This is a genomic window from Desulfosporosinus sp. BICA1-9 (assembly GCF_000802135.1).
In genome coordinates this window covers 1-20,336 of sequence record NZ_JUEE01000031.1, presented here as the reverse complement: position 1 = coordinate 20,336, position 20,336 = coordinate 1, and the positions used below count along the sequence as shown (strand labels likewise).

Annotated in this window: 23 protein-coding genes and 3 pseudogenes; 21 read left to right on the top strand and 5 right to left on the bottom strand. The window is 40.3% G+C overall.

Annotation, left to right across the window (positions count from 1 at the left end):
* The 3 genes from JL57_RS04405 to JL57_RS33470 form a co-directional block, all read left to right on the top strand.
* A partial coding sequence (locus JL57_RS04405; protein ID WP_034140853.1) for a type II toxin-antitoxin system HicB family antitoxin occupies positions 1 to 361 on the top strand: 361 nt, incomplete at its 5' end.
* Between the two features lie 713 nt (positions 362 to 1,074).
* Complete coding sequence (locus tag JL57_RS04395; protein ID WP_034140848.1) at positions 1,075 to 2,373, top strand: plasmid pRiA4b ORF-3 family protein; 1,299 nt, start codon at positions 1,075 to 1,077, stop codon at positions 2,371 to 2,373.
* Between the two features lie 191 nt (positions 2,374 to 2,564).
* Positions 2,565 to 2,699, top strand: coding sequence for a hypothetical protein (locus tag JL57_RS33470; protein WP_291299695.1), 135 nt, complete (start codon positions 2,565 to 2,567; stop codon positions 2,697 to 2,699).
* Between the two features lie 220 nt (positions 2,700 to 2,919).
* Here JL57_RS33470 and JL57_RS04390 read toward each other — a convergent pair whose 3' ends face one another.
* On the bottom strand, positions 2,920 to 3,156 hold the full coding sequence (locus JL57_RS04390) for a hypothetical protein (RefSeq protein ID WP_034140847.1): 237 nt from the start codon (positions 3,154 to 3,156) through the stop codon (positions 2,920 to 2,922).
* Positions 3,134 to 3,310: pseudogene (locus tag JL57_RS04385) on the bottom strand (helix-turn-helix transcriptional regulator); the annotation flags it as partial. The pseudogene JL57_RS04385 and the gene JL57_RS04390, both read right to left, overlap by 23 nt.
* Positions 3,311 to 3,514: 204 nt before the next feature.
* Here JL57_RS04385 and JL57_RS04380 point away from each other — a divergent pair.
* From JL57_RS04380 to JL57_RS04340, 9 genes are all read left to right on the top strand, one after another.
* A complete protein-coding gene (locus tag JL57_RS04380; protein ID WP_034140852.1) occupies positions 3,515 to 3,820 on the top strand; it encodes a helix-turn-helix domain-containing protein in 306 nt (101 codons plus the stop codon).
* 244 nt (positions 3,821 to 4,064) lie between these two features.
* Positions 4,065 to 5,411: an AAA family ATPase gene (locus tag JL57_RS04375; RefSeq protein WP_291299694.1), complete on the top strand. Its 1,347-nt coding sequence runs from the start codon at positions 4,065 to 4,067 to the stop codon at positions 5,409 to 5,411.
* On the top strand, positions 5,408 to 6,097 hold the full coding sequence (locus JL57_RS04370; protein WP_034140846.1) for an HNH endonuclease: 690 nt from the start codon (positions 5,408 to 5,410) through the stop codon (positions 6,095 to 6,097). The genes JL57_RS04375 and JL57_RS04370 overlap by 4 nt, the downstream gene beginning before the upstream one ends.
* Entirely contained in the window at positions 6,094 to 6,549 is a 456-nt protein-coding gene (locus JL57_RS04365; protein WP_034140845.1) for a hypothetical protein, read from the top strand. Before JL57_RS04370 ends, JL57_RS04365 begins: the two co-directional genes overlap by 4 nt.
* A gap of 203 nt (positions 6,550 to 6,752) precedes the next feature.
* Positions 6,753 to 7,256: a hypothetical protein gene (locus JL57_RS04360; protein ID WP_291299693.1), complete on the top strand. Its 504-nt coding sequence runs from the start codon at positions 6,753 to 6,755 to the stop codon at positions 7,254 to 7,256.
* 308 nt (positions 7,257 to 7,564) lie between these two features.
* A complete protein-coding gene (locus tag JL57_RS36225) occupies positions 7,565 to 8,911 on the top strand; it encodes a RecQ family ATP-dependent DNA helicase (RefSeq protein ID WP_366556977.1) in 1,347 nt (448 codons plus the stop codon).
* Positions 8,912 to 9,228: 317 nt separating this feature from the next.
* Positions 9,229 to 10,614 (top strand): 3'-5' exonuclease, encoded by a 1,386-nt coding sequence (locus tag JL57_RS36220; RefSeq protein ID WP_366556976.1) that lies wholly within the window; start codon positions 9,229 to 9,231, stop codon positions 10,612 to 10,614.
* A 337-nt stretch (positions 10,615 to 10,951) separates the two neighbouring features.
* On the top strand, positions 10,952 to 11,356 hold the full coding sequence (locus JL57_RS04345) for a molybdenum cofactor biosynthesis protein MoaE (RefSeq protein ID WP_034140843.1): 405 nt from the start codon (positions 10,952 to 10,954) through the stop codon (positions 11,354 to 11,356).
* A gap of 441 nt (positions 11,357 to 11,797) precedes the next feature.
* Entirely contained in the window at positions 11,798 to 12,232 is a 435-nt protein-coding gene (locus tag JL57_RS04340; RefSeq protein ID WP_034140842.1) for a hypothetical protein, read from the top strand.
* A gap of 341 nt (positions 12,233 to 12,573) precedes the next feature.
* Here the strand turns inward: JL57_RS04340 and JL57_RS04335 are convergent, their stop codons facing one another.
* Both JL57_RS04335 and JL57_RS04330 read right to left on the bottom strand, forming a co-directional pair.
* Positions 12,574 to 12,876: a type II toxin-antitoxin system RelE/ParE family toxin gene (locus tag JL57_RS04335; RefSeq protein WP_034140841.1), complete on the bottom strand. Its 303-nt coding sequence runs from the start codon at positions 12,874 to 12,876 to the stop codon at positions 12,574 to 12,576.
* On the bottom strand, positions 12,863 to 13,135 hold the full coding sequence (locus JL57_RS04330) for a type II toxin-antitoxin system Phd/YefM family antitoxin (RefSeq protein ID WP_034140840.1): 273 nt from the start codon (positions 13,133 to 13,135) through the stop codon (positions 12,863 to 12,865). Before JL57_RS04330 ends, JL57_RS04335 begins: the two co-directional genes overlap by 14 nt.
* A 280-nt stretch (positions 13,136 to 13,415) precedes the next feature.
* Here JL57_RS04330 and tcmP point away from each other — a divergent pair, with 280 nt between their 5' ends.
* The 8 genes and pseudogenes from tcmP (at position 13,416) to JL57_RS36215 (ending at position 19,659) form a co-directional block, all read left to right on the top strand.
* Positions 13,416 to 14,012: a three-Cys-motif partner protein TcmP gene (gene tcmP / locus JL57_RS04325; RefSeq protein ID WP_366556978.1), complete on the top strand. Its 597-nt coding sequence runs from the start codon at positions 13,416 to 13,418 to the stop codon at positions 14,010 to 14,012.
* A gap of 95 nt (positions 14,013 to 14,107) precedes the next feature.
* Positions 14,108 to 14,824 (top strand): DUF5131 family protein, encoded by a 717-nt coding sequence (locus tag JL57_RS04320; protein ID WP_034140838.1) that lies wholly within the window; start codon positions 14,108 to 14,110, stop codon positions 14,822 to 14,824.
* Between the two features lie 139 nt (positions 14,825 to 14,963).
* A complete protein-coding gene (locus JL57_RS04315) occupies positions 14,964 to 17,138 on the top strand; it encodes a DEAD/DEAH box helicase family protein (RefSeq protein WP_291299692.1) in 2,175 nt (724 codons plus the stop codon).
* Between the two features lie 50 nt (positions 17,139 to 17,188).
* Positions 17,189 to 17,950 (top strand): DUF3427 domain-containing protein, encoded by a 762-nt coding sequence (locus JL57_RS33465; protein ID WP_291299696.1) that lies wholly within the window; start codon positions 17,189 to 17,191, stop codon positions 17,948 to 17,950.
* 549 nt (positions 17,951 to 18,499) lie between these two features.
* A pseudogene (locus JL57_RS04310) lies at positions 18,500 to 18,727 on the top strand (phosphomethylpyrimidine synthase ThiC); the annotation flags it as partial.
* Positions 18,728 to 18,878: 151 nt separating this feature from the next.
* Entirely contained in the window at positions 18,879 to 19,100 is a 222-nt protein-coding gene (locus JL57_RS04305; protein WP_034140836.1) for a hypothetical protein, read from the top strand.
* 30 nt (positions 19,101 to 19,130) lie between these two features.
* Positions 19,131 to 19,358, top strand: a complete 228-nt coding sequence (locus tag JL57_RS04300; RefSeq protein WP_034140835.1) for an RNA polymerase sigma factor — start codon at positions 19,131 to 19,133, stop codon at positions 19,356 to 19,358.
* Positions 19,321 to 19,659 carry a 4Fe-4S binding protein gene (locus JL57_RS36215; RefSeq protein WP_366556975.1) on the top strand — a complete coding sequence of 113 codons (339 nt, stop codon included), beginning with the start codon at positions 19,321 to 19,323 and terminating at the stop codon, positions 19,657 to 19,659. Before JL57_RS04300 ends, JL57_RS36215 begins: the two co-directional genes overlap by 38 nt.
* Positions 19,660 to 19,753: 94 nt before the next feature.
* Here the strand turns inward: JL57_RS36215 and JL57_RS04295 are convergent, their stop codons facing one another.
* Positions 19,754 to 19,993: a DUF2922 domain-containing protein gene (locus tag JL57_RS04295; RefSeq protein WP_034140834.1), complete on the bottom strand. Its 240-nt coding sequence runs from the start codon at positions 19,991 to 19,993 to the stop codon at positions 19,754 to 19,756.
* A gap of 140 nt (positions 19,994 to 20,133) precedes the next feature.
* Between JL57_RS04295 and JL57_RS33460 the strand changes: the two are divergent.
* Positions 20,134 to 20,336 (top strand): annotated as a pseudogene (locus JL57_RS33460) (DUF3102 domain-containing protein); the annotation flags it as partial.

Sequence of the window (20,336 nt, the reverse complement as noted above, 5' to 3'; positions counted from 1 at the left end):
TGGGGCATTTGGTGTGTATTTTCCAGATCTACCGGGCTGTATTTCAATGGGCGATGATTTTCAGCACGCTCAGGCTATGGCAAAAGAAGCTTTGGGGCTACATCTTTGGGGTATGGAGAAAGACGGGGACATAATTCCAACTCCTACGCAGCCGCCTTTTGAGGACACTCCTGTAGGATCTATAATTGCTCCTATTACCGTGTTTCCAGAAGTCGTGAAGAATGAGATGGATAATCGGTCCGTAAAGACAAATATAACGTTACCGGCTTGGTTAAAGGAACTTGCTGAAAAACAAGGAGTGAACTTTTCACAGATTACCCAGGCAGCCATTAAGGAGTACCTTGGAGTGGATAGGCCTTAAAATAAATGCTTGCAAAAAGGAAGGGGCTGTCTTACTGCGACAACCCCTTCCTTTTTGGGGAACTTGACTCGGCAATTTCCTCAGCCCTTTACCCACTTGGCCACCACAAACCCAGGATTTCCTTCTCTTTTCTCCTCGAGTTATATTAATGATTTAAAGCGAACATTGGTGGCATATAGAATAGTTTTTGGCCAACCGCGGCAAGAAGATCTCTTAAGGTTCCTGACAACTCACTTTCAGGATGATGAAGAGTTAATTGTTTCACGGCTTAAGGGTAGCGTTAGAGTTTCTCAATTATAGGATTGATTTGAGGCCAAGAGCAACTGAAGGTTAATTATGCACTAATTAGAAATTGGTCGCAATGTGTGAGGGGATGCCCAAGTATCTAGTGGAGAGAAATCTGAAAATAGAAATTGGAGAATCATTGCTATATTCATGGCTTAGGCATGCAAAGGGATGTCAGCTTGTTCAACATTTCCGCGTTTTAGAGAGGGTAAGTAGAGGTAAGTATCGCTTATTAAACTATTAGTTAGATGGTCTTAAGCAAGTGCGTGGTGTCTGACACCAACTTATAAGCTCGACTAGAGGATTACAATGGCTATTGGGAGAATAACCAATGGGGGGGGGTGGGCAGCTTTCCTCAATATTGGATCGAAAAATAGTTTTTTTGTTGACGGTTATTGGAAAAGAAAACATTTAGGGGAGGAAAATATATGATTAAGGTCACGACAACTTATCCCACTTCTTTATTGCAGGATTTTATTACGTTCATGGATAGATTAAGTACGGAGGAAATCTTATTATCCCCTAAAAACCTGTACATACCTAGGGAATGGTTATGGGAGTTAAATCAGCTTGTGAGCTTTAAGGTGGTAGATGCTACGCCTAGGCTTGATCAGGGCTCTTATCCCTTGTTGCATATGTTTTATCACTTAGCTTTAGCAGGTGGATTGGCAATAATGATACAAGGGAAGGGCGGAAAATTTGCACTGAAGGTTTCCGAACGCTATGAAGATTACTTGGACTTGACAATGACTGAGCAGTATTTCTTCCTTCTAGAGACATTATGGATCGATGCAGACTGGGGCGCCCTTCAAAAGGCGACTCATGAACGTATCCCAACTGAACGGATCATTTCCTCTGTATGGCAAGAGCTGGCTCAGTCTGAAGTAGGAGTGGCGTTAAATCTTACGGATTCAGCCTCTTCTTGGCATCGACGATTATGGGATTGGGGATATTTTCTGCTGTATTTCTCTTATTTCGGATTTTGGCAGTGTACCCTGGATCAGGAGGCTCTGAATTTTTCTCGGCGAAAGATTGAGGCTACAACTTTAACACCTACTGAATTTGGAGTGGGTATAGCTCCAATTTTGTTTCAGAAAAGGGACTACCTTGATTGGAATCAAGTGCACATTAAGAAGAACGGCTTGACATCTCAAGATATCCTTGATGAGTTAGAAAACGCTATTCGGTATATGGGCAAGATACCGAAAGGGTTTACTGAATTGGCTAAGGTACGACAAGATAGTTTAGGTGAAACGTTTTATCAGGCATTTGTCTCTTTGGTTCCACTGGGTGAACTGTCACATACCCTTTCTCGGGAAGAGAAGGGTTTTATTGAAGGCGTTTATTTGTTTAAAGTCTCTTTGAGTCGGGGGAGATGGCGCAAAATTGAAATGGCAGCTAAGCATTCTCTTGAACAATTGCATTTAGCAATACAGGAGGCGTTCGAGTTTGCCGATGATCATTTGTATAGTTTTTTTATGGATAATAAGAAATGGTCTTATGATCGTTATGAGTCACCGCTTGATGAAGATGGGCCTTACTCTGATGAAGTCACAATTGGGGAACTAGGGTTATACTCAGGAAAAACCTTCCTGTACCTCTTTGATTATGGTGATGAATGGGAGTTTAAAGTGGAAGTAGAGGAAATAAATGCAGATAAGCCGCTGCCACTAATACCTAAGATAGTTGGCAAGCGGGGGGAGGCTCCAGATCAATACGCGTATTAGGCACTGCTACTAGTCTGAGAATTTCAATGTTTAATGACTTATTGTTCCGTGAGAGAGTGGAGAAGACAAGTAAATACATCCTATTTGAACGATTACTTTTATCGGATGGGTCTGTAAAATATTTTGAAAGACCCGTACGTATTTGTAATGAATGATTTAGAGGATAAAAGCGTCTGAAAGGAGTCGTATTCATGAAATGTAAAAAGTGCAAATCAATGGAAGCTACTATTCATGTGGCAAATGTCGGTGATTTCTGTTTGGAGTGTCATAATGATTATATGGCTAAGTTACTTGCACAGTTTACGAGGCCGTCCAAAGATGAGTAAGAACCTTACTGCCGCCCATATCAAGGCATGCGCCAATAAAATCGCCTTTTTATACGAGAGCTTGGACAAAACCTTCAGGAACTGACCTAGGAGCTGAGGGAGTTCGCTGCCAAGGATCCGGATACCCATGAAGCGTATAAAAATAAGGTCATTGATTTTTTAGTGAGAGGTATGAAGGAGAAAATGTGACAAGTGGCAATGAAGAAAGCAAAGCGGACTGCTAAACGCAGTCTTCTTTTTTATAGGCCGGTGTAATTTCAGCAAGGCGCATTTTAATTCCTAACTCCAGGAAATAGAATCCCATGCCTCTGGAAAGCTCGGCGTTAGTACCCCTTGTCTGTAGGTAAGCGTTTCCCAGTTCCCATAAATGTTGGGAGCTATATTTGGCCAAAAACGAATAGCGCTTGCGGACATATTCATAGCCAATCTCAAAATCACTGAGGTGTTGTCTGGACATCGTCTTCCTCCCGCTGTTCAGGGGATTGTTCTCCGATCAGTTCGGCAATACTAACACCGAGAGCGGCAGCGAGTTTGGTTAAGGTTCGGATTGAGCCTGTTGAATGACCATTTTCGATTTTATTAATCATGCTTTCGTCGATATGAACCAAATCAGCAAGTTGTTTTTAAGTCATTTTGAGCGCTATTCTTATCGTTTTAATTTGCTTGTTTGTAGTATCCAATAAGACCACCCCTGGTTATAAGATTATAGAATTATATTCTACATGTAAATACTATAAAATGAATAAAAATCAGGATACTTTCTTTTGTACGATTTAGATATAATTGAACATGAATTAAATTCAGGATGTGATGAAATGAATTACGGACAACGGATAAAGTTCTTTCGTAATACAGCTGGAATTTCCGCCAATGCTTTAGCGAAAAAAGTCGGACTAGACCCGACTACAATTTATAAAATTGAAGCCAATGATTCTAAACCCTCACTCGGTTCCCTGGAAAGCATATGTGATGCTCTCGGCATTAGCCTTGCGGAATTCTTCACAGAAGAAGAACAGGTCTTGGGACCAGAAATCCAACGACTACTGGGTACTGCGAAAAAGCTTTTGCCTGAACAACTAGAATATCTTCAGAAGTTACTGGAATCAATGAGTAAGGATTAATATCTAAATCGACTTTCTCTAAAAATCTCTCGGTCTGGGTGTTTCTGCAGAAATGATTTATGAAATAAAAAAGCTTAATACGGACTTTTTTACTAATGATGACAATTGAAACAGTTAGAACTGTATAGAGTGAACTGTAAGAAAACTTAGTCTTGAATAACGTAGAAAAAACGAATAGAATATAATTGGGAAATATTAACTGCAATGCTGAGGGAATCGACTTATGTAAATTAAGATGTTGCTAATGAAGTCAAGAAAGGCTGTGGATATAATGCCGAACAATGAGTTTTATATAAAACAAATCACCCTTAAAAACTTTAGAGGATTTGATGATAGAACCTTTGAATTAGCAAAGGATTTCACAGTCTTTGTGGGTGATAATGGAAAGGGAAAGACATCCGTTCTCGAGGGAATGTGTGTTGCTTTAGGTGGCTGGGTTAGAGGATTTATGAGTAGTGCCAAGGATTTTAGAAATATTTACAAAAACGATGTCAGAAGTATTAAATCGGTAGTGTCTGCAAAGGGTCTCATCAAGCAATATCCTGTAGAGGTTGCGTGCCTCGGAGAAATAAATGGCCTGGAGATAGAATGGTCTCGTGAACTTGACGAAAAAGGCCATACAAAAACTGGTGGCTTAAAGGATTTGTCAGAAGTAACAAAAAAGATTGCCAAAAAAGTAAATACTGCTAATGATATTGATGTGATATTACCTGTCATTGCCTATTATAGCTGTTTACGTGCTTCAAAAGACCGTGTTAGTAATACGGGAATCGATTCCACCTCTAGAGTGTATGGCTATTCAGGGAGTCTTTTAAAGGAAACCAAATACTTTAAAATGTTGAATTACATCCAAGAGCTGCGCTATGAGTATCTGGAAGATCCACATAATACACAGATGTATATAATGTTGATGGATGCATTGACGAAGATCGTGGAAAGTGCAGCAGGTAAGGGAAGCAGAGTGGACTTTAAAGTTAAGCACGGGGAACTGATGCTAGAACATATCAATGGTGAACTTATCCAGTTCTCTGAACTTAGTGACGGATATAAAGGGATGATTTCACTTGTCGCAGATATCTTCTTTAGAATGGCAAAATTGAATCCTCAGTTGAAACAAACCTTACTTTTGGAAACATCGGGTGTTGTTTTAATTGATGAGTTGGATTTGCATTTGCATCCTAAATGGCAGAGACAAGTTGTCGGTGACTTGAAGAAAATATTTCCCAAAGTGCAATTTGTGGCAACAACTCACTCGCCATTTATAATTCAGTCTTTAGGTGAAGGTGAACTTGTAACATTGGATGGTACAAACTTAGAGGACTATGTGGGTGCGAGTATAGAAGATATATCTGAAGAGGTTATGGGTATTGAAATGCCACAATATAGTGCTCACAAACTGGAAATGTATAAGTCGGCCTTTGAATACTTTTCGGCGCTCGATGGACTTAAACAATTTGATGAAGCAAAACTAAAAGACCTTAAATTGGACTTGGACATATTATCAAAAAGGTATGGAGACAATGTAGCCTACTATGCTTTTATCGAACAAAAATATTATGCCAAAAAAGCTGAGTTGGAGGCAAGACGATGAGGCCAGTGCATAAAGGAGATTCTCCATATCTGACGATCAATCACTATTCTGAAGCACAGGAGTTTTTGCTGGAGAGACTTGGCTACTATTGTTCTTATTGTGAATTACCGATAAAGCATGTTCCTCATGTGGAACATGTTGAATGTAAACATAGAGGCGGATCTGAGACGAACTGGAATAATCTCCTTTTAGCATGTTCTCACTGCAATAGTAGTAAAAGTACTAAAATAGGCTTGGGCGAAAGGGATACTCGTATCTGGCCTGATGAACATAACACTTTCCTAGCTTTCAAATATGTTGGAGCATTGCCGGAAATAAATGAAGAATACTTAAGAACTCAAGAAGCAGGCCTTCTAAGTAAGGCCAGAAGACTTTATGAAATACTTGATCTAGGGTATTATCCAGGGATTGCAGGAAGAGAACCTAAAAAAGACCGACGTTATAAATTCAGGAATGAAGCCTTAGGTATAGCGGAAGAGTCACTGATTACCTGGAATGAAGTTAAGAATACTGTATATTGCGAACGTGTGAAACGGAGTATTATAAACCTTGCAAAGGCAATTGGTTTCTTTACTATTTGGATGAAGGTTTTTAATAATGAACCTCAAATTAAAACAATACTGATTGATGAATTTCCAGGGACTGAGAAAGAATATTTCGATGAATATGGAGAAGCTGTCGGATGAAATATAGTTTGAATTTAATAACGAAAAATGAGTGGGAGTCTGCGACAATATTGCAAAAAGAGAATCTCGCGAAGTATTTAATTTCGACTGCTAGCAAATATCTGAGTGCCGCTGAAATTAATAACTTCAGGTCAAATCAGTATGAGTTTAACGAAGTCTCTAACATTGAAAAAATCTTAGGAAGTGAAAAGCTGCTTGATGTTCCATCGACATTTTTATATTTGTCAGACGAAGAATCAGAGGAGTTATTAGATTTCGGAACTATCTCTTGGTATGATTTAAGAGAAAATACCCCTTCTCTGTCAGCAGAATATAGACTTAATTATTCGGAAAACATGGTTATGAGTGAAGCAAGCGAAGGGGACCTACTAGTAATTGCTATTCGTCCTGACAAAAGTGTAATGATAATCATTGCTAAGTCTGAATCGACCTCCGCAAATCAATTAGTTTAGCTTTTTGGAACAGCCGAAACAAACTTTAAGATTAACACTGATTTAGCTTCTATAAGCGTAAGTTATAGTGCAAGATTTATCTTAAGAGGGATTGGAGTCAATGTATAACAAGAGAAGAATTCCTCGACGAAACAATTCTCGATAGCTAGACGTATGAGAGACATTTGATTATGAATTAAACTTACATAGAGGGAGATAGGGTTGTGGATATAGGAAGTGCAATCAAGATTGTTGCAGCTTTGGCTAATGGAGTGGATCCTCATACAGGGGAGTTTATGCAAATAGAGGGTCCTTTTCAGAACCCCAACACCGTGAGAGCGCTGTTTCTTGCAATAAAAGGTTTAGAGCTTTTGGAGGCTAAAGAAAAAAGAAGCAACCGACTTCCATCAAGTGCTGGTAAAGCTTGGACTATTTCGGATGACGAAGAATTGGTTAAAGAATTTGACAATGGAAGAACAATTAAGGAATTGTCAGAAGAGCACGGTCGAACAGTAGGCGCAATACGGTTACGTTTAACAAAGCTAGGTAAAATAGAGTCAGAAGTCACTAATAATCTACCTTCCAATCCGTGGGGACCAGAAGAAGATAATCAACTGATTAAGGACTTTGATGTTGGGGTTCCTCTAAATGAGTTATCATCAAAGTTAGGTCGGAATATTGGAGCAATTCAAACTCGACTACTCACGCTAGGAAGAAAAGTTTTCTAATCTTAAGTGCTCCCGTGTTGTAACATGGCGAATTTAAAAATTCTTAAAAGGGTGTCGGTTAAAATAAACTGGTGCCTTTTTGTATTTCTATTAAAAGGAAAATAGTAGATCCCGTTAGAAGTGTATCGCAATCTTATTCTCGTGATTTTTGAAAGATTTGGTAATCATGGAAGGAATATTGGAAAGTTTCGGCGAAAAAGTAAGATACAAGTCTAATGATGTCCTTTGGTACTGGAATACAATGAAACCCGGCAGATTATCAATGTATGGCCATTACTTTAAAGTTTTTTCGAAAGGGGGGGAAGAACATGAGATCTATCGCTTTTATTGATACCGAAGTTGAGCCAAATAGTAGAAGAATTCTTGATATCGGTAGTGTCAAGGGGGATGGTAGTTCATTTCACTCCACTTCTGTTGCTGACTTCATTAAATTTCTGCACGGGTCAAAGTATGTTTGCGGTCATAACATTTTCAATCATGATCTAAAATACATTCATCATGCAATTCATGCCGCTGAGATCAGTGATTTGAACGCAATAGATACGTTATTTCTTTCTCCCCTTTTGTTTCCAACTAAACCTTATCATGCTCTCCTCAAGGATGATAAGCTGCAAACAGATGATACCAACAACCCGTTAAATGATTCAATAAAGGCCAAAGATCTTTTCTTTGATGAGGTTTCGGCTTTTCAACAGACAAGCAATACATTAAAACAAATTTTTTATTATCTACTAAAAGACAAAAAGGAGTTCTACGCCGCCGTTGCTAATAAATCACTCTTGTCGGTGTTCCCTACGGGTGGTGGAAAGTCCATTACTTTCCAAGTGCCGGCTTTAATGAGTGGAATCAACTCAAGGGGTTTGACGGTCGTAATTTCCCCATTGCAATCGTTGATGAAAGACCAAGTTGATAATCTGGAAAAATTGGGTATCACAGATGCAGTTACGATTAATGGCTTGCTTGACCCCATTGAAAGGGCAAAGTCCTTTGAAAGAGTTGAAGATGGTTCTGCTTCCATTCTTTATATCTCCCCAGAGTCTTTACGTTCAAGGACAATTGAACGCTTGCTTCTGGGAAGAAATGTTGTTCGGTTTGTGATCGACGAAGCACACTGTTTTTCGTCATGGGGTCAGGATTTTAGAGTTGACTATTTATATATTGGCGACTTCATCAAATCACTACAGAAAAAGAAAAATATTGAAGATGGAATTCCCGTTTCTTGTTTTACCGCTACAGCAAAACAAAAGGTTATCGAGGATATTCGAGATTATTTCAAGGAAAAACTATCTCTTGACCTTGAGGTTTACAGTTCTAGTGCCTCACGAACCAATCTTCGTTATAACGTGATCGAGAAAGAGGGCGAAGAAGAAAAATATAATACCGTTAGAAATTTGATTGAAGAAAAAAACTGCCCGACAATTATTTATGTTTCACGCACAAAAAGGGCATATTCATTGGCACAAAGATTAACAGAAGATGGTTATCAGGCAAAGCCATATCATGGCCAGATGGAGAAGAAAGAAAAAACTGAAAATCAGGATGCATTTATCAGAGGCAAGCTCCAAATCATGGTGGCAACCTCTGCTTTCGGAATGGGAGTAGACAAGAAAGATGTTGGTATGGTCATTCACTATGATATTTCCGATTCTCTTTAGAATTATATTCAAGAAGCTGGAAGGGCTGGACGAGATGAAACTATCTCTGCCGATTGTTTTGTGCTGTTTAATGATGAAGACCTGAGTAAACATTTTATTCTTCTTAACCAAACCAAACCAAACTTAGTATCCAGGAAATCCAACAGGTATGGAAAGCAATTAAAGACCTTACCAGATCTCGGTCCAAAGTATCTCAATCCGCTTTAGAGATTGCTCGGAAGGCTGGTTGGGACGATAACATCATACAAATCGAAACAAGGGTAAAGACAGCCATTGCAGCCTTAGAAGAAGCCGGTTATCTAAAGCGCGGCCAGAATATGCCCAAATTATTTGCGGACAGTATTCTCAGCAAAAATGCTCAGGAAGCCATCTATAGGATTAACACATCGGACAGGTTTGATGAGAGGCAAAAAGAGAAAGCAACGCGAATCATTAAGAAACTTTTATCGACTAAAAGCAGAAAACACTTAAGCGATGATCAAGCAGAATCAAGAATTGATTATATCTCAGACCATTTAGGAATTGTAAAAGAGGAAGTAATAGAAGTTATAAATCTTCTCATTGAAGAAAAGGTTTTAGCCTTTACAAAAGATTTAACAGCCTTTATCAAGAGAAAAGAAAACAAAAACCGTTCATTAAGTATCCTGAAATCGACTTGGCAAATCGAGAAATTCCTACTTACTGTATTACAGAGTGATACAGGAAAAATAAAATTGGTTCAATATAGGAGTTCTAACCTCATTACACCCTTAGTAGATGATATCCTCTCAGAGGAACTTACAGGAACGACGTGTGTTTTGACCAAGACGAATGAAGAAGCTTTACAGATTACCGGATTGCTTGTGAAGAATGGAATGCAGGCAAAACTGATCCAGTCAAATGATGGATTTAATTTGTATAACCTTCTTGAAGTCCGTTTTTTTCTAAGCCAGCTCAATTTGTCGGAAGATATTTATGTTATTAACGAGGATATCTGGGAAAATGCCAAAGGTCAGTTAAGTGAAAGGTTTGGTAGCAGCATAAATCGAGAGATATGTCTCAAGATCATCAAAGATTTTGAGGCGACTAATCCAAAAAGTAAATACAAATCGGATCTAGAAGTTTTTATCCGCGAATCGAAGCTGGAAGATTTCTTGGGCGGAAACAGCGAAACAATCTTTGTTTCCACGATTCATAAGGCGAAGGGACGAGAGTTTGACAATGTGTTCCTGATGCTTGATCAGTTTAAACTTATATCGGAGGAAGCTATACGACAGTTGTATGTTGCCATGACAAGGGCGAAACGTAACCTGAGCATCCACTATAATAGCAATTATCTTCAATTTATAAAAACAGAAGGTCTTGAACGAGTTAATGATTCGGAGGATTACTTGCCACCCTGTCAATTAGCGTTGCATTTAACTTATAAAGATGTATGGCTGGACTTTTTTTCATCCTGTCAACATCTTATTTCGCAACTGAATAGCGGTGATGAACTTACGATTGACAGAGATTGTTGCCGTAATTCAAAAGGCCAAGCGGTATTGAAATTCTCAAAACAGTTGATAAAACAAATAGAGGATAGAAAGCAAAAAAACAACAATGTACCAAAAACAGCGAAAATCAGATTTATAGTATACTGGCAGAAGGAAAACGCAGAAAAGGAAATTAGAATCGTTTTACCTGAACTTCATTTTGAAAGAAATGATGATACATGCATTTGAAATAAAAAAATATCAGGAAAACAGTAGACGGCAGTAGGGGTTACTGGTTTATGGTAACCTACAATATTTACTTCTTAGTAGTAAGTGTTCTTCTGTTTATACAATATAGCCAACAATATGGCCAATATGGCCAATATGGTCAATATGGTCAACAACCTTTTTTCGAGAATGCGTTATCGTCGATTACAGTATTAATATATACTTTTTACAAACGAAAAAAATATTTTAGTAAAGAGAATTCTCTTGCGTAACATTGATATGCTGTGACGCTAGTCGTATTGTGTCCTGAAATTATGAAGCAAGTTAAAGAGTATGTAGAATGGGAGGGTATTAGTTTATGATTAATGAAAAAATGAAAAAGCTATCGCCATCAATGGATGAATGGCTCAAAGAAGCAAAAACTGACCCGGCGGCTTTACAGGAAGGAATGTTTTTAGTTCATAATGGTGTTGTGCGCCAAACGCCTAAAGCCAAGGTGCGACAAGGCATTGATGACGGTTCAATGGTAACGGGAATGGAATTTACTTATGATGCAGCAAAGGTTGATACTGCGATTGCTGAAACCTATAAGATGGATGGTATTTTCTATGTCAGGGTTTGGCTTAATGAAGGCCAACTTGAACTTGGCGACGACATAATGTATGTACTGATAGGCGGCGATATAAGACCACATGTTGTTGATGCACTGCAATTTCTAGTTGAAAAGATCAAAAGCGAATGTGTTACCGAAATTGAACAATAATAGCAAATTACACCGCTCTTTGAAAATGCCTAAAGTTTTTTGAAGAATTCTGATTAATAGCAGGAAGGTGAAATGTTGGCGGTAATTGGAGGGCGGACAAGGTACCTGTCTCCTCGTCCCGTTTTTTATTGTAACATATTGTAAATGAGGACTTTGTGATTCATGTTTAAATGCAGAGCATTTTGGTGTTGTTTAATCGCTATATAAACTGAAGGCAGAGTTTCTACGCTTAAATCAAGTAACTGTGTCGGAAGACTCGCCGACTGAAAAGGCAAAGCGACGAAACGGTTGAAAGTCTTAACAGCTATTATTCATAGGGGTAAGGAACGTAATGTTTTGTTGCTTGATACGTTTTCAATTTAACAACACTGTGTCATTGTATGTACTTAGCTTCACATCCCGGTATGAGAGGTCCCATACTAACAAATCAGGAGTGAGATTATGAATATTCGATATTTACACGAACGCTTATCTCGTATAGAAGAGATTACTGTGGTCGGCAAGAATACAGTGGTGGACGGTGTTATTTGCCATGTTATGGGTGTAGTACGCTATGGCATGCAATTGCGGCTTTTGGTTCTGAAATATGATGAGGTTTTTCGGCAGCATGTTGAGGAGGCTGAAGTTCCCGCGAACACCGTCAGCATCGAGACGGAACTGTTTCAATATCAACATACCACCACTGGCGGTGGCCCTAGGAGCACCGGTGCCTGTCGAATCAGAAAAAGCTATCCCCTACACTATGGAAGTGTGGGGGATAGCTTTTTTGTCTGCAATTCGCTTTTCCGCCAAAGGGGATCGTCCAATATATCTGAGTCAGCGATGACTAGTGGGCTGGAAGTTGTTCAATGGCTTAACTTTCCATATGGATTGTAGCCAAGGGGATACCATCGTTAGAGAACGAGTTAATTTATGCAACGGGATTTTGCTGTATATTACAGAGTATATTTAAAAAGGGAGCTTTAGTTTTAAAAAGGATGAAGCGACCTTGAAAAGCGGTCGAGCAGCTCAGTAAATTGACCAATACGGAAATACATATTTCCTATGATACAGAACGAACTCGATACGCGTGTGTCTTAGGATTTGGGGCTTTCAGTGTTGGATATGGTTATTTAGTTCATAATGTAGGCTTAATTGATTTAAAACCCTGGGTTTATCCATTATTTGCTTATCATACTTTTACGTTCTGGCAGTCACCTATCAAACAACCGATAATTTTATAACAAGAATTCGTATTGCCTTCGACCATATAGTATTCGCCGTATTTGTACTACGTTGCCGTTTACAATAAAGAATACTACATAGTTCTGCACCAACAGCAAACGGTATTGTTTGGCACGAAGCACAGTATTCTTTGCCAATGAACAGCGCATGGGCATTTGTTCAAGAGAAGCGATGCCAGCGACAATTTCATCATAGATTTTAAGAGCAGCCTGCGGTGAAAACTCATTTAGATAATTAATAACATCCTTTAGATCTTGCTCGGCTGAGGGAAATATCTTCAATTCATACTTTTCCATGGACATAAGCCCTCAACTTTTTGGTCACTTCAAAAAAGTCCTTTCCTTCTGCACCGTTTGCAATCTCAACCTCAGCTTCAGCCAGCTTGCTATAGAGTTCAATTAAAGTTTGCTGTTGCTCATAAGTTTCGATACTCATCACCACCATATCCCCTTTGCCGTTCTTAGTTATGAACACAGGTTGGCGTTCATTATGGCAGAATTCAGAAATCTCGTTAGCATTATTGCGCAAATCAGAGATGGGACGAATATTTGGCATATTCCTCACTCCTCGTTCTCAATATTTATGCATATATTTTATCATGATTTTGAGTAAATATCAATTTATACATTACCATATAGCGTAAATTACAGCACTGATGAAAGGCAAATAGATGTCATGGCAAAGAAGCTGGTGCAGGCTGCCAGAATACCCGCTTGACGAAGCCCTCCACCCATCAGTTTTCTATTTTTTCGTGCCTTATGAATTAAGTCAAGTATAGATGAACGCATTCGACTTCGTTTGCGGAGGAAAAGGGGAATAAGGTGTTTGAGAAGAGATTAAGAACTTCGGTGATGGTGTAAACGGAATTCGGTTATGGATTTATCAGTGGTATATTTTCATTGACAGTAATCAGGAATATCTGAAAAAGTTAGAAGACAATATTTATCAGAAGGCTCTAAATAAGAATATAGAATTCATGCAGGGTGACTGTAACCAACTCTTGAAAACAATAAACTCCTTTTCGTGGTATAGTAATTATTGGCGCGGGGTAATCTTCCTAGATCCTTATGCCATGAATTTGAATTGGGATTCTTTATCTTCTATAGCAAACACCAAAGCGTTTGATGTTTGGTATCTTTTCCCTTTATCTGCAGTTAATAGGGTATTACCTCGACATGGAAATATCCCTGAAGCTCATAGGCTGAAACTTCATCAAGTATTGGGGACTACTATGTGGGAACAGGAAATATATAAAGAATCGCCCCAACTGACATTATTCGGTGAAGTTGATTTAGAAAGGGCCTCAATCGACCAAATCAAAGGCTACATACTTAAACGATTAAAAACGATATTTCCAGGAGTTTCCGTAAACCCTCTAACCTTACGAAATCCAAAAACAATTCACCGTTATTTTTACTGTGCTTTGCTGTAAGCAATCCATCATCATCCGCAACTAATCTTTCACTAAAAGCGGTGGATCATATTTTGACACACACGATGAGTTTATTTTAGAAGCGGGGCGATAACATGGCAAAATCAAAAATTGAATGGACGGAAAATACCTGGAATCCAGTAACTGGATGTACGAAGATATCTGATGGCTGTAAAAACTGCTATGCTGCTGTCATGGCCCAACGTCTGAAGTTAATGGGTAATAAGAAATATGTTAATGGATTTGAGGTTGCACTTCACGAATATTGTCTAATTGATCCTTTAAAGTGGAAAAAACCTTCTCTAATTTTTGTGAATTCAATGTCGGATTTATTTCATGAAGACATCCCTTTAGAGTTTATCCAAAAGATATTTGGTATTATGAACAAAGCATCCTGGCACACCTTCCAAGTTCTAACTAAAAGAGCAGAACGACTTGCAGAATTGGCTCCTTATCTGACTTGGAGCCCAAACATCTGGCAAGGAGTGACCGTTGAAAGTGACCAATATAAGAAGCGGATAGATTCCTTGAGAAAAGTGGATGCGAAGGTCCGATTTATTTCCTTTGAACCGCTTATAGATGAGGTTAAGAGCCTCGATTTAACGGGCATTGACTGGGCAATTGTTGGAGGAGAAAGCGGGCTCAAAGCCCGAAGGATCGATCTTGAGTGGGTCCTATCTATCAAGAATGATTGTGATCATCAAGGGGTTAGCTTCTATTTCAAACAATGGGGTGGGATAAACAAAAAGAAAAATGGTCGATTATTGCTTGGGCAAACTTGGGATGCTATGCCTGAAATCGGTGCCAAATGATTTTTCATTAAGAACCCTGGTGCCTGACACCAACTTATCAACTTATTGTTTAGCTTGTACTCGGTGACAGAAAGAATAAAACAAATGCTCATTGCTACTCCAAATTGTGAAATGCATTGCGGGCGATGTAAGGGGCCAGTTGAATTTTCATTTAGAAGGAAGCTTTAGTTTTAAAAAAGATGAAGCGACCTTGAAAAGGGTCAAAAGTTTCCTCATCCAGCAAGATGCGCAAATCTTGTTATCCTTGGTGGACAAAAAAGCAAGCAAACAAATTGTCTTGCTAGGTGCTGAAAAGGTCGTCAGACCAGACACGTCGATTTCCGAGAACTCCCTCTTTACCGGTGCCGTTCATGAGCCTAGTATGGTTTCAGAGCTCAAAAAAGAGATATTAAGTAGTCACAGGATTGATTTTCTCGTTTCTTTCATCAAGTGGAGTGGTTTAAGGCTGATCATCAATGAACTGACTCAGTTCACAGCCAGTGGCGGAAAACTGCGGGTTATTACGACCTCCTATCTTGGAGCCACAGATTTTAAAGCGGTCGAGCAGCTCAGTAAACTGTCCAATACAGAAATACATATTTCCTATGATACGGAGCGGACTCGCCTTCATGCCAAAACGTATATCTTTTGGAGAGATACCGGATTCAGTACCGTTTATATCGGATCGTCCAATATTTCGGAGTCAGCAATGACCAGCGGGTTGGAATGGAATATTAAGCTATCCCAATATGACTCTGGGGATATTTTAGAGAAAATCAGAGCAACGTTTGAAGGGTATTGGAATAATCCTGAGTTCACACCCTTTATTGCGGCGATCGATTCTGAGCGTTTGAGACATGCTTTAAAGTCTGAGAGAAGAACCAGTCAGGATGAAGCGGGTAATGTTGCTTTCAATTTTGACATTAAACCGTATTATTATCAGCAGGAGATTCTGGACAAATTGAAAGCGGAACGGGAAGTCCATCACTCGCTTAAAAACCTTGTGGTTGCTGCCACGGGTACTGGTAAGACGGTGATTGCCGCCTTTGACTACCGGGACTTTTGCAGGGCGAACCCAGGCGAACCGAATAAATTGCTCGTTGTCGCTCATCGGAAGGAAATTTTAAGTCAGAGTCTAGCTTGCTTTCGAGGAATCCTCAAAGATCTAAACTTTAGCTCGATGATGGTCGGAGGACTAAAACCCGATAGTTTTGATCATTTGTTTGTCTCCATCCAATCCTTCAACTCTAAAGAACTGACAGAGATCACCACGCCGGATTTCTATGATTATATCGTGATTGACGAATTCCACCATGCTGCGGCTCCATCTTATCAAGAACTATTAGACTACTACAGACCGAAGATCTTATTGGGACTGACGGCAACTTCGGAGAGAGCGGATGGACGAAGCATCTATGCGTATTTCGAGGGCCGGATTGCGGCCGAAATCAGGTTATGGGAAGCGATTGAACGAAAACTGCTTAGTCCCTTTCATTATTTCGGTGTGACGGATAATGTTGACCTAAGTCAAGTGCGGTGGGTTGCGGGAAAATATGATGAGCGGGAAATTGAAAACCTCTTTGTTTTTGAACGAGCGGTCGCAGTTAAACGCGTTGGGAATATCATTAGTGCGATTGAAAGATATTGCCTAGAACGTTCGGACATCATCGGAATTGGATTTTGTCTTACGAAGAAGCATGCAGAATTCATGTCCGAGATCTTTAACAAATCCGGGATTCCTTCGGAATTTCTGGTTTCGGAATCGGATGACGGTGTTAGAGATAATGTGAAGCGCCGCCTGGTAACGAAGGAAATCAAGTTCGTTTTTGTGGTGGACATAAATGATGAAGGAATTGATATTCCTGAGGTGAATACGGTTCTGTTCCTGCGCCCTACAGAAAGTTTAACTGTCTTTTTGCAGCAGTTGGGTCGTGGTTTAAGGCTAAGCGATGGGAAAGAAGCCCTCACGGTATTGGATTTTGTGGGCCAAGCTCACAAGAAGTATTCGTTTGAAGATCGGTTTAAAGCGTTGTTATCAAGGACTCGGAAAACAGTCGAACATGAAATCAAGCATGGCTTTTCTAATGTGCCGAGGGGATGCTCGATCCAATTAGAGAAACAAGCCCAGGACTATATTCTAGAGAACATCCGAAATGCGGTTAATACTAAGCGCAATTTGATCAGCAAGCTATATGACTTTATGGAAATCAAACATGAGCTAAAGGTCAGGGAGTTTTTCGAGGGTTATTATGTAACACCCCAAGATGTCTATAGCAAAAAGGTAACGGTTGTCGGACTGGCGGCTCAGGCTGGTTTCTCAAGGGATATCAGGTAGATACAGAGCGGGAAAGATTGCTTGCCTCAGCACTGGGAAGATTGTCTTTGGTGAATTCCAGGCGCTGGATTAATTTTATGCAGAAGATCCTGCCGCAAATTCTTTTAGGTGAAGGTTCTTTATTGTATTCGTTGACCAGCGTGGAACGGACAATGCTAACCATGGTTCACTATACCTTGTGGGGCAAGGGGCTTAGTGATCTAGGAAATAGGTTTGCTTCTATTGAAGAGGCGATATATTGGGTCATTAATGATCCACGGCTTTACCAAGAACTGATGGATTTGCTGGACTATCAGTTCGGCAACATCAATTTTGTAGATAGGCCGTTGGTTGGATTTGAGAATGAATACCCACTCGACTTATATTGTGCTTATACGTTTGATCAGATTTTAGTGGCTTTGGGAAAACATACGGAACAAAAGAGGAGCTCTTTCCGGGAAGGAGTTCTCTACCTAGCTGAAAATAAGCTGGATGTCTTTTTCGTGACCTTGAACAAGTCTGAAAAGGATTATTCCCCGTCAACGATGTATCAGGATTATTCCATCAGTGAAGAGCTATTTCATTGGCAGTCTCAAAGTCGAACGACCGAGGAATCGCTGACAGGGCAGAGGTATCTTAACCAAGTAACCAGTGGTGGGAACGTGTTGTTTTTTGTGAGGGAGTATAAGATAGAGGGGGCTTTTGCCGCGACCTTTACTTGTCTTGGCTTTGCCGATTTTCAAAGCCATTATGGCTCAGCACCGATCAGTATTGTCTGGAAGATGAAAGAGCCGCTGCCGGGGTTTGTGATGAAGAAGACGGTTAAAGTTTAAATTTCTGCTGTTATTGCGCAGGGATTGCCATTGCCGTGAAGAAGTTAAATAGTTATAGCTCCCATCTAATCCTAGGTGGGGGCTATTTAACACTTCCAATTATTCTTGCTTTCCTGGGCGGTCTGAATCCTTGCATGACTTCAGAAGAACAAATTCACTGTCTTTACTATCTAAGTACATTTCTTCAGTTTGGCGCTGCTATCCCTCGAAATTTACCTTAAACTGGCCTATTCTGCTGGGCTGTAAAGTGACGGCAGTGGACTTTTCTTGGAGGAGGTTTCTCCTGCGAATGTTTCTCTGCAGGATGATCAGAGGTCCGGAGCATGGGCCGGTCTAGGTATATGCCGGCGCTTAGTTTGTCTTGCCACAAGTTAGGCGAGAAGTGGCAGCCACGCGGCCGCCGTTCTTTTTTTGGCTCCACCTAAACTTGCGGCGGGTCGTAGAGGTCGTTGGTCGTGGTACCTACTCGGCGGAACTGCTTATGAGGCGTCATTAATTGTCGTTCCGCGTAAGTTCCAGGACCCTTCGCGAAACGACACGTTTCGCTGAATAGTGACTGGGGTTAAGGGTGCACGGGAGTGGGATTTAGCTATGGCTCAGGCTCGTAAAGCCTTGGATTGGAACAAACAAATTGAATTGTCCATTGATCCTCCAACAGCTCGCCGGATCCGCGGAGAGCGTAACGAGGAGGGGGCGGAAGCCTGTTCCATGTGTGGTGGTTTCTGTGCTATGAAATTAGTGGGGGAACACCTTGGGAAAACGGGTGGAACTTGCTAAGGAGTCCCCAGCTCAAAATCCAATTGGAAATCCTGAGAAGAGGGCCAAGAGCAGTTTACCCGGCAGATCAGTAAGTATATAAACGCGATAGATAACATAGCTAGGACGAAAGTAGCGGAGATTCTTCCCTTCTTCGGGGGACTTGAGCTTAATGGTAACTGTAATCATTGAAAATCAGATGGAAGAAACTGATCATTCTCACCTTGGGCAAATCCTGACGTATGTAGTAGGGGCTACAGCCAAAACGGTGATTTGGATTAGCCCTGATCCTCGTCCCGAGTATGTGGCTTCAGTTGAATGGCTTAATGAAATTACACCAGTGGACATGAAGTTGAAAAATATCCATAAGTTTCATGAAACTAATTTAAATTAAATGCGTCTAATTTATAGGAGGTTCATCATTGTGACTGAATCCGATAATGTAGAGAACTCTAAACATTTTACTGTTTTGGAGGAAATTATCTCCAAACATCAACGGTATATTTTTAACCTAGCTTTTCGTCTGTGCAGTAATACTGAGGATGCCGATGACTTAACTCAAGAAACATTCTTAAAAGCCATAGAAAATTACGATAAGTTTCGCGGGGAGGCTAATGTACGAACCTGGACTTATACATCTTACAATTTATAATCCTGATCAACATGTTTTTGCTGTATGCAGTTGCTGTAAATGCTGCTGTCATGATATAGAATTTTTAAAAAAATATAACCGGCCTGACCTTATTGCTCATGCCGATTATGTTGTAGATGTGGATAAAAGTAAATGTAATGACTGTGGAATTTGTACTGAACGATGCGTATTTGAAGCGCAGAAAATGGAAGGATCTTTAGTGAGATTCGATGTAAACCGATGTTATGGTTGCGGACTATGTGTCTCTACGTGCCCAACAAATGCACTACAAATGAAGTTTAGAAAAGATAAGAATCTATAGCTTTTCCAGTGTTCGGGAATGAAGACAAAAGAAGGAGGCGCCTAAAGAACTGAGTGCAGTTCAAAAGGCGCCTCCTTTTCTGTGGGCAAATTGCTTACGCCACCGGTGGATCGTAGAGATCGTTGGTGGTCATGTCAATCACCCTGATATCCCGTATCGCGGCCATTTCGCCGCTGGGGCTGTTAAAAATATTCTTGGCTATAACCGTTTCCATCACGGTCTGGGCCTCAGACAGCGTCAGGTTCTCCCTCGGCTGTGGGACGGAAATAACGAAGGATTTGCCGCCGGTGGTAAGAAAAGTTAGCTTTAACACCTTGCTTGTAATAATCGCCATTTTAATCACCTCCTAAAGATTTACTTTGACTTTTCATAGCTGGTCTTTCAGGCAGATTTTCCCGCTGCTTATTCATTAATAAGCTCCCAGTTTTTGCCGAGCACAACATTCAGCAGCGGATACTGGCTCAGACTTGATAGGGCAAGTGGTTGAAGGAATCGGTCAGTTACTCTCAGCGAACGGCCGATAGGTTAATGCAGTTCTGCGAAAAGTACGGGACGAAACTGCTTGCCTCCTCCGACAGTGACGGCCATCCAGATTCGTCACTGGTGACGAATCTGACCTACAACCAGGCGCTCATCCTCCTTGGGATCCCGGAAGAGGAGCGGGAGGAGTTTATCGC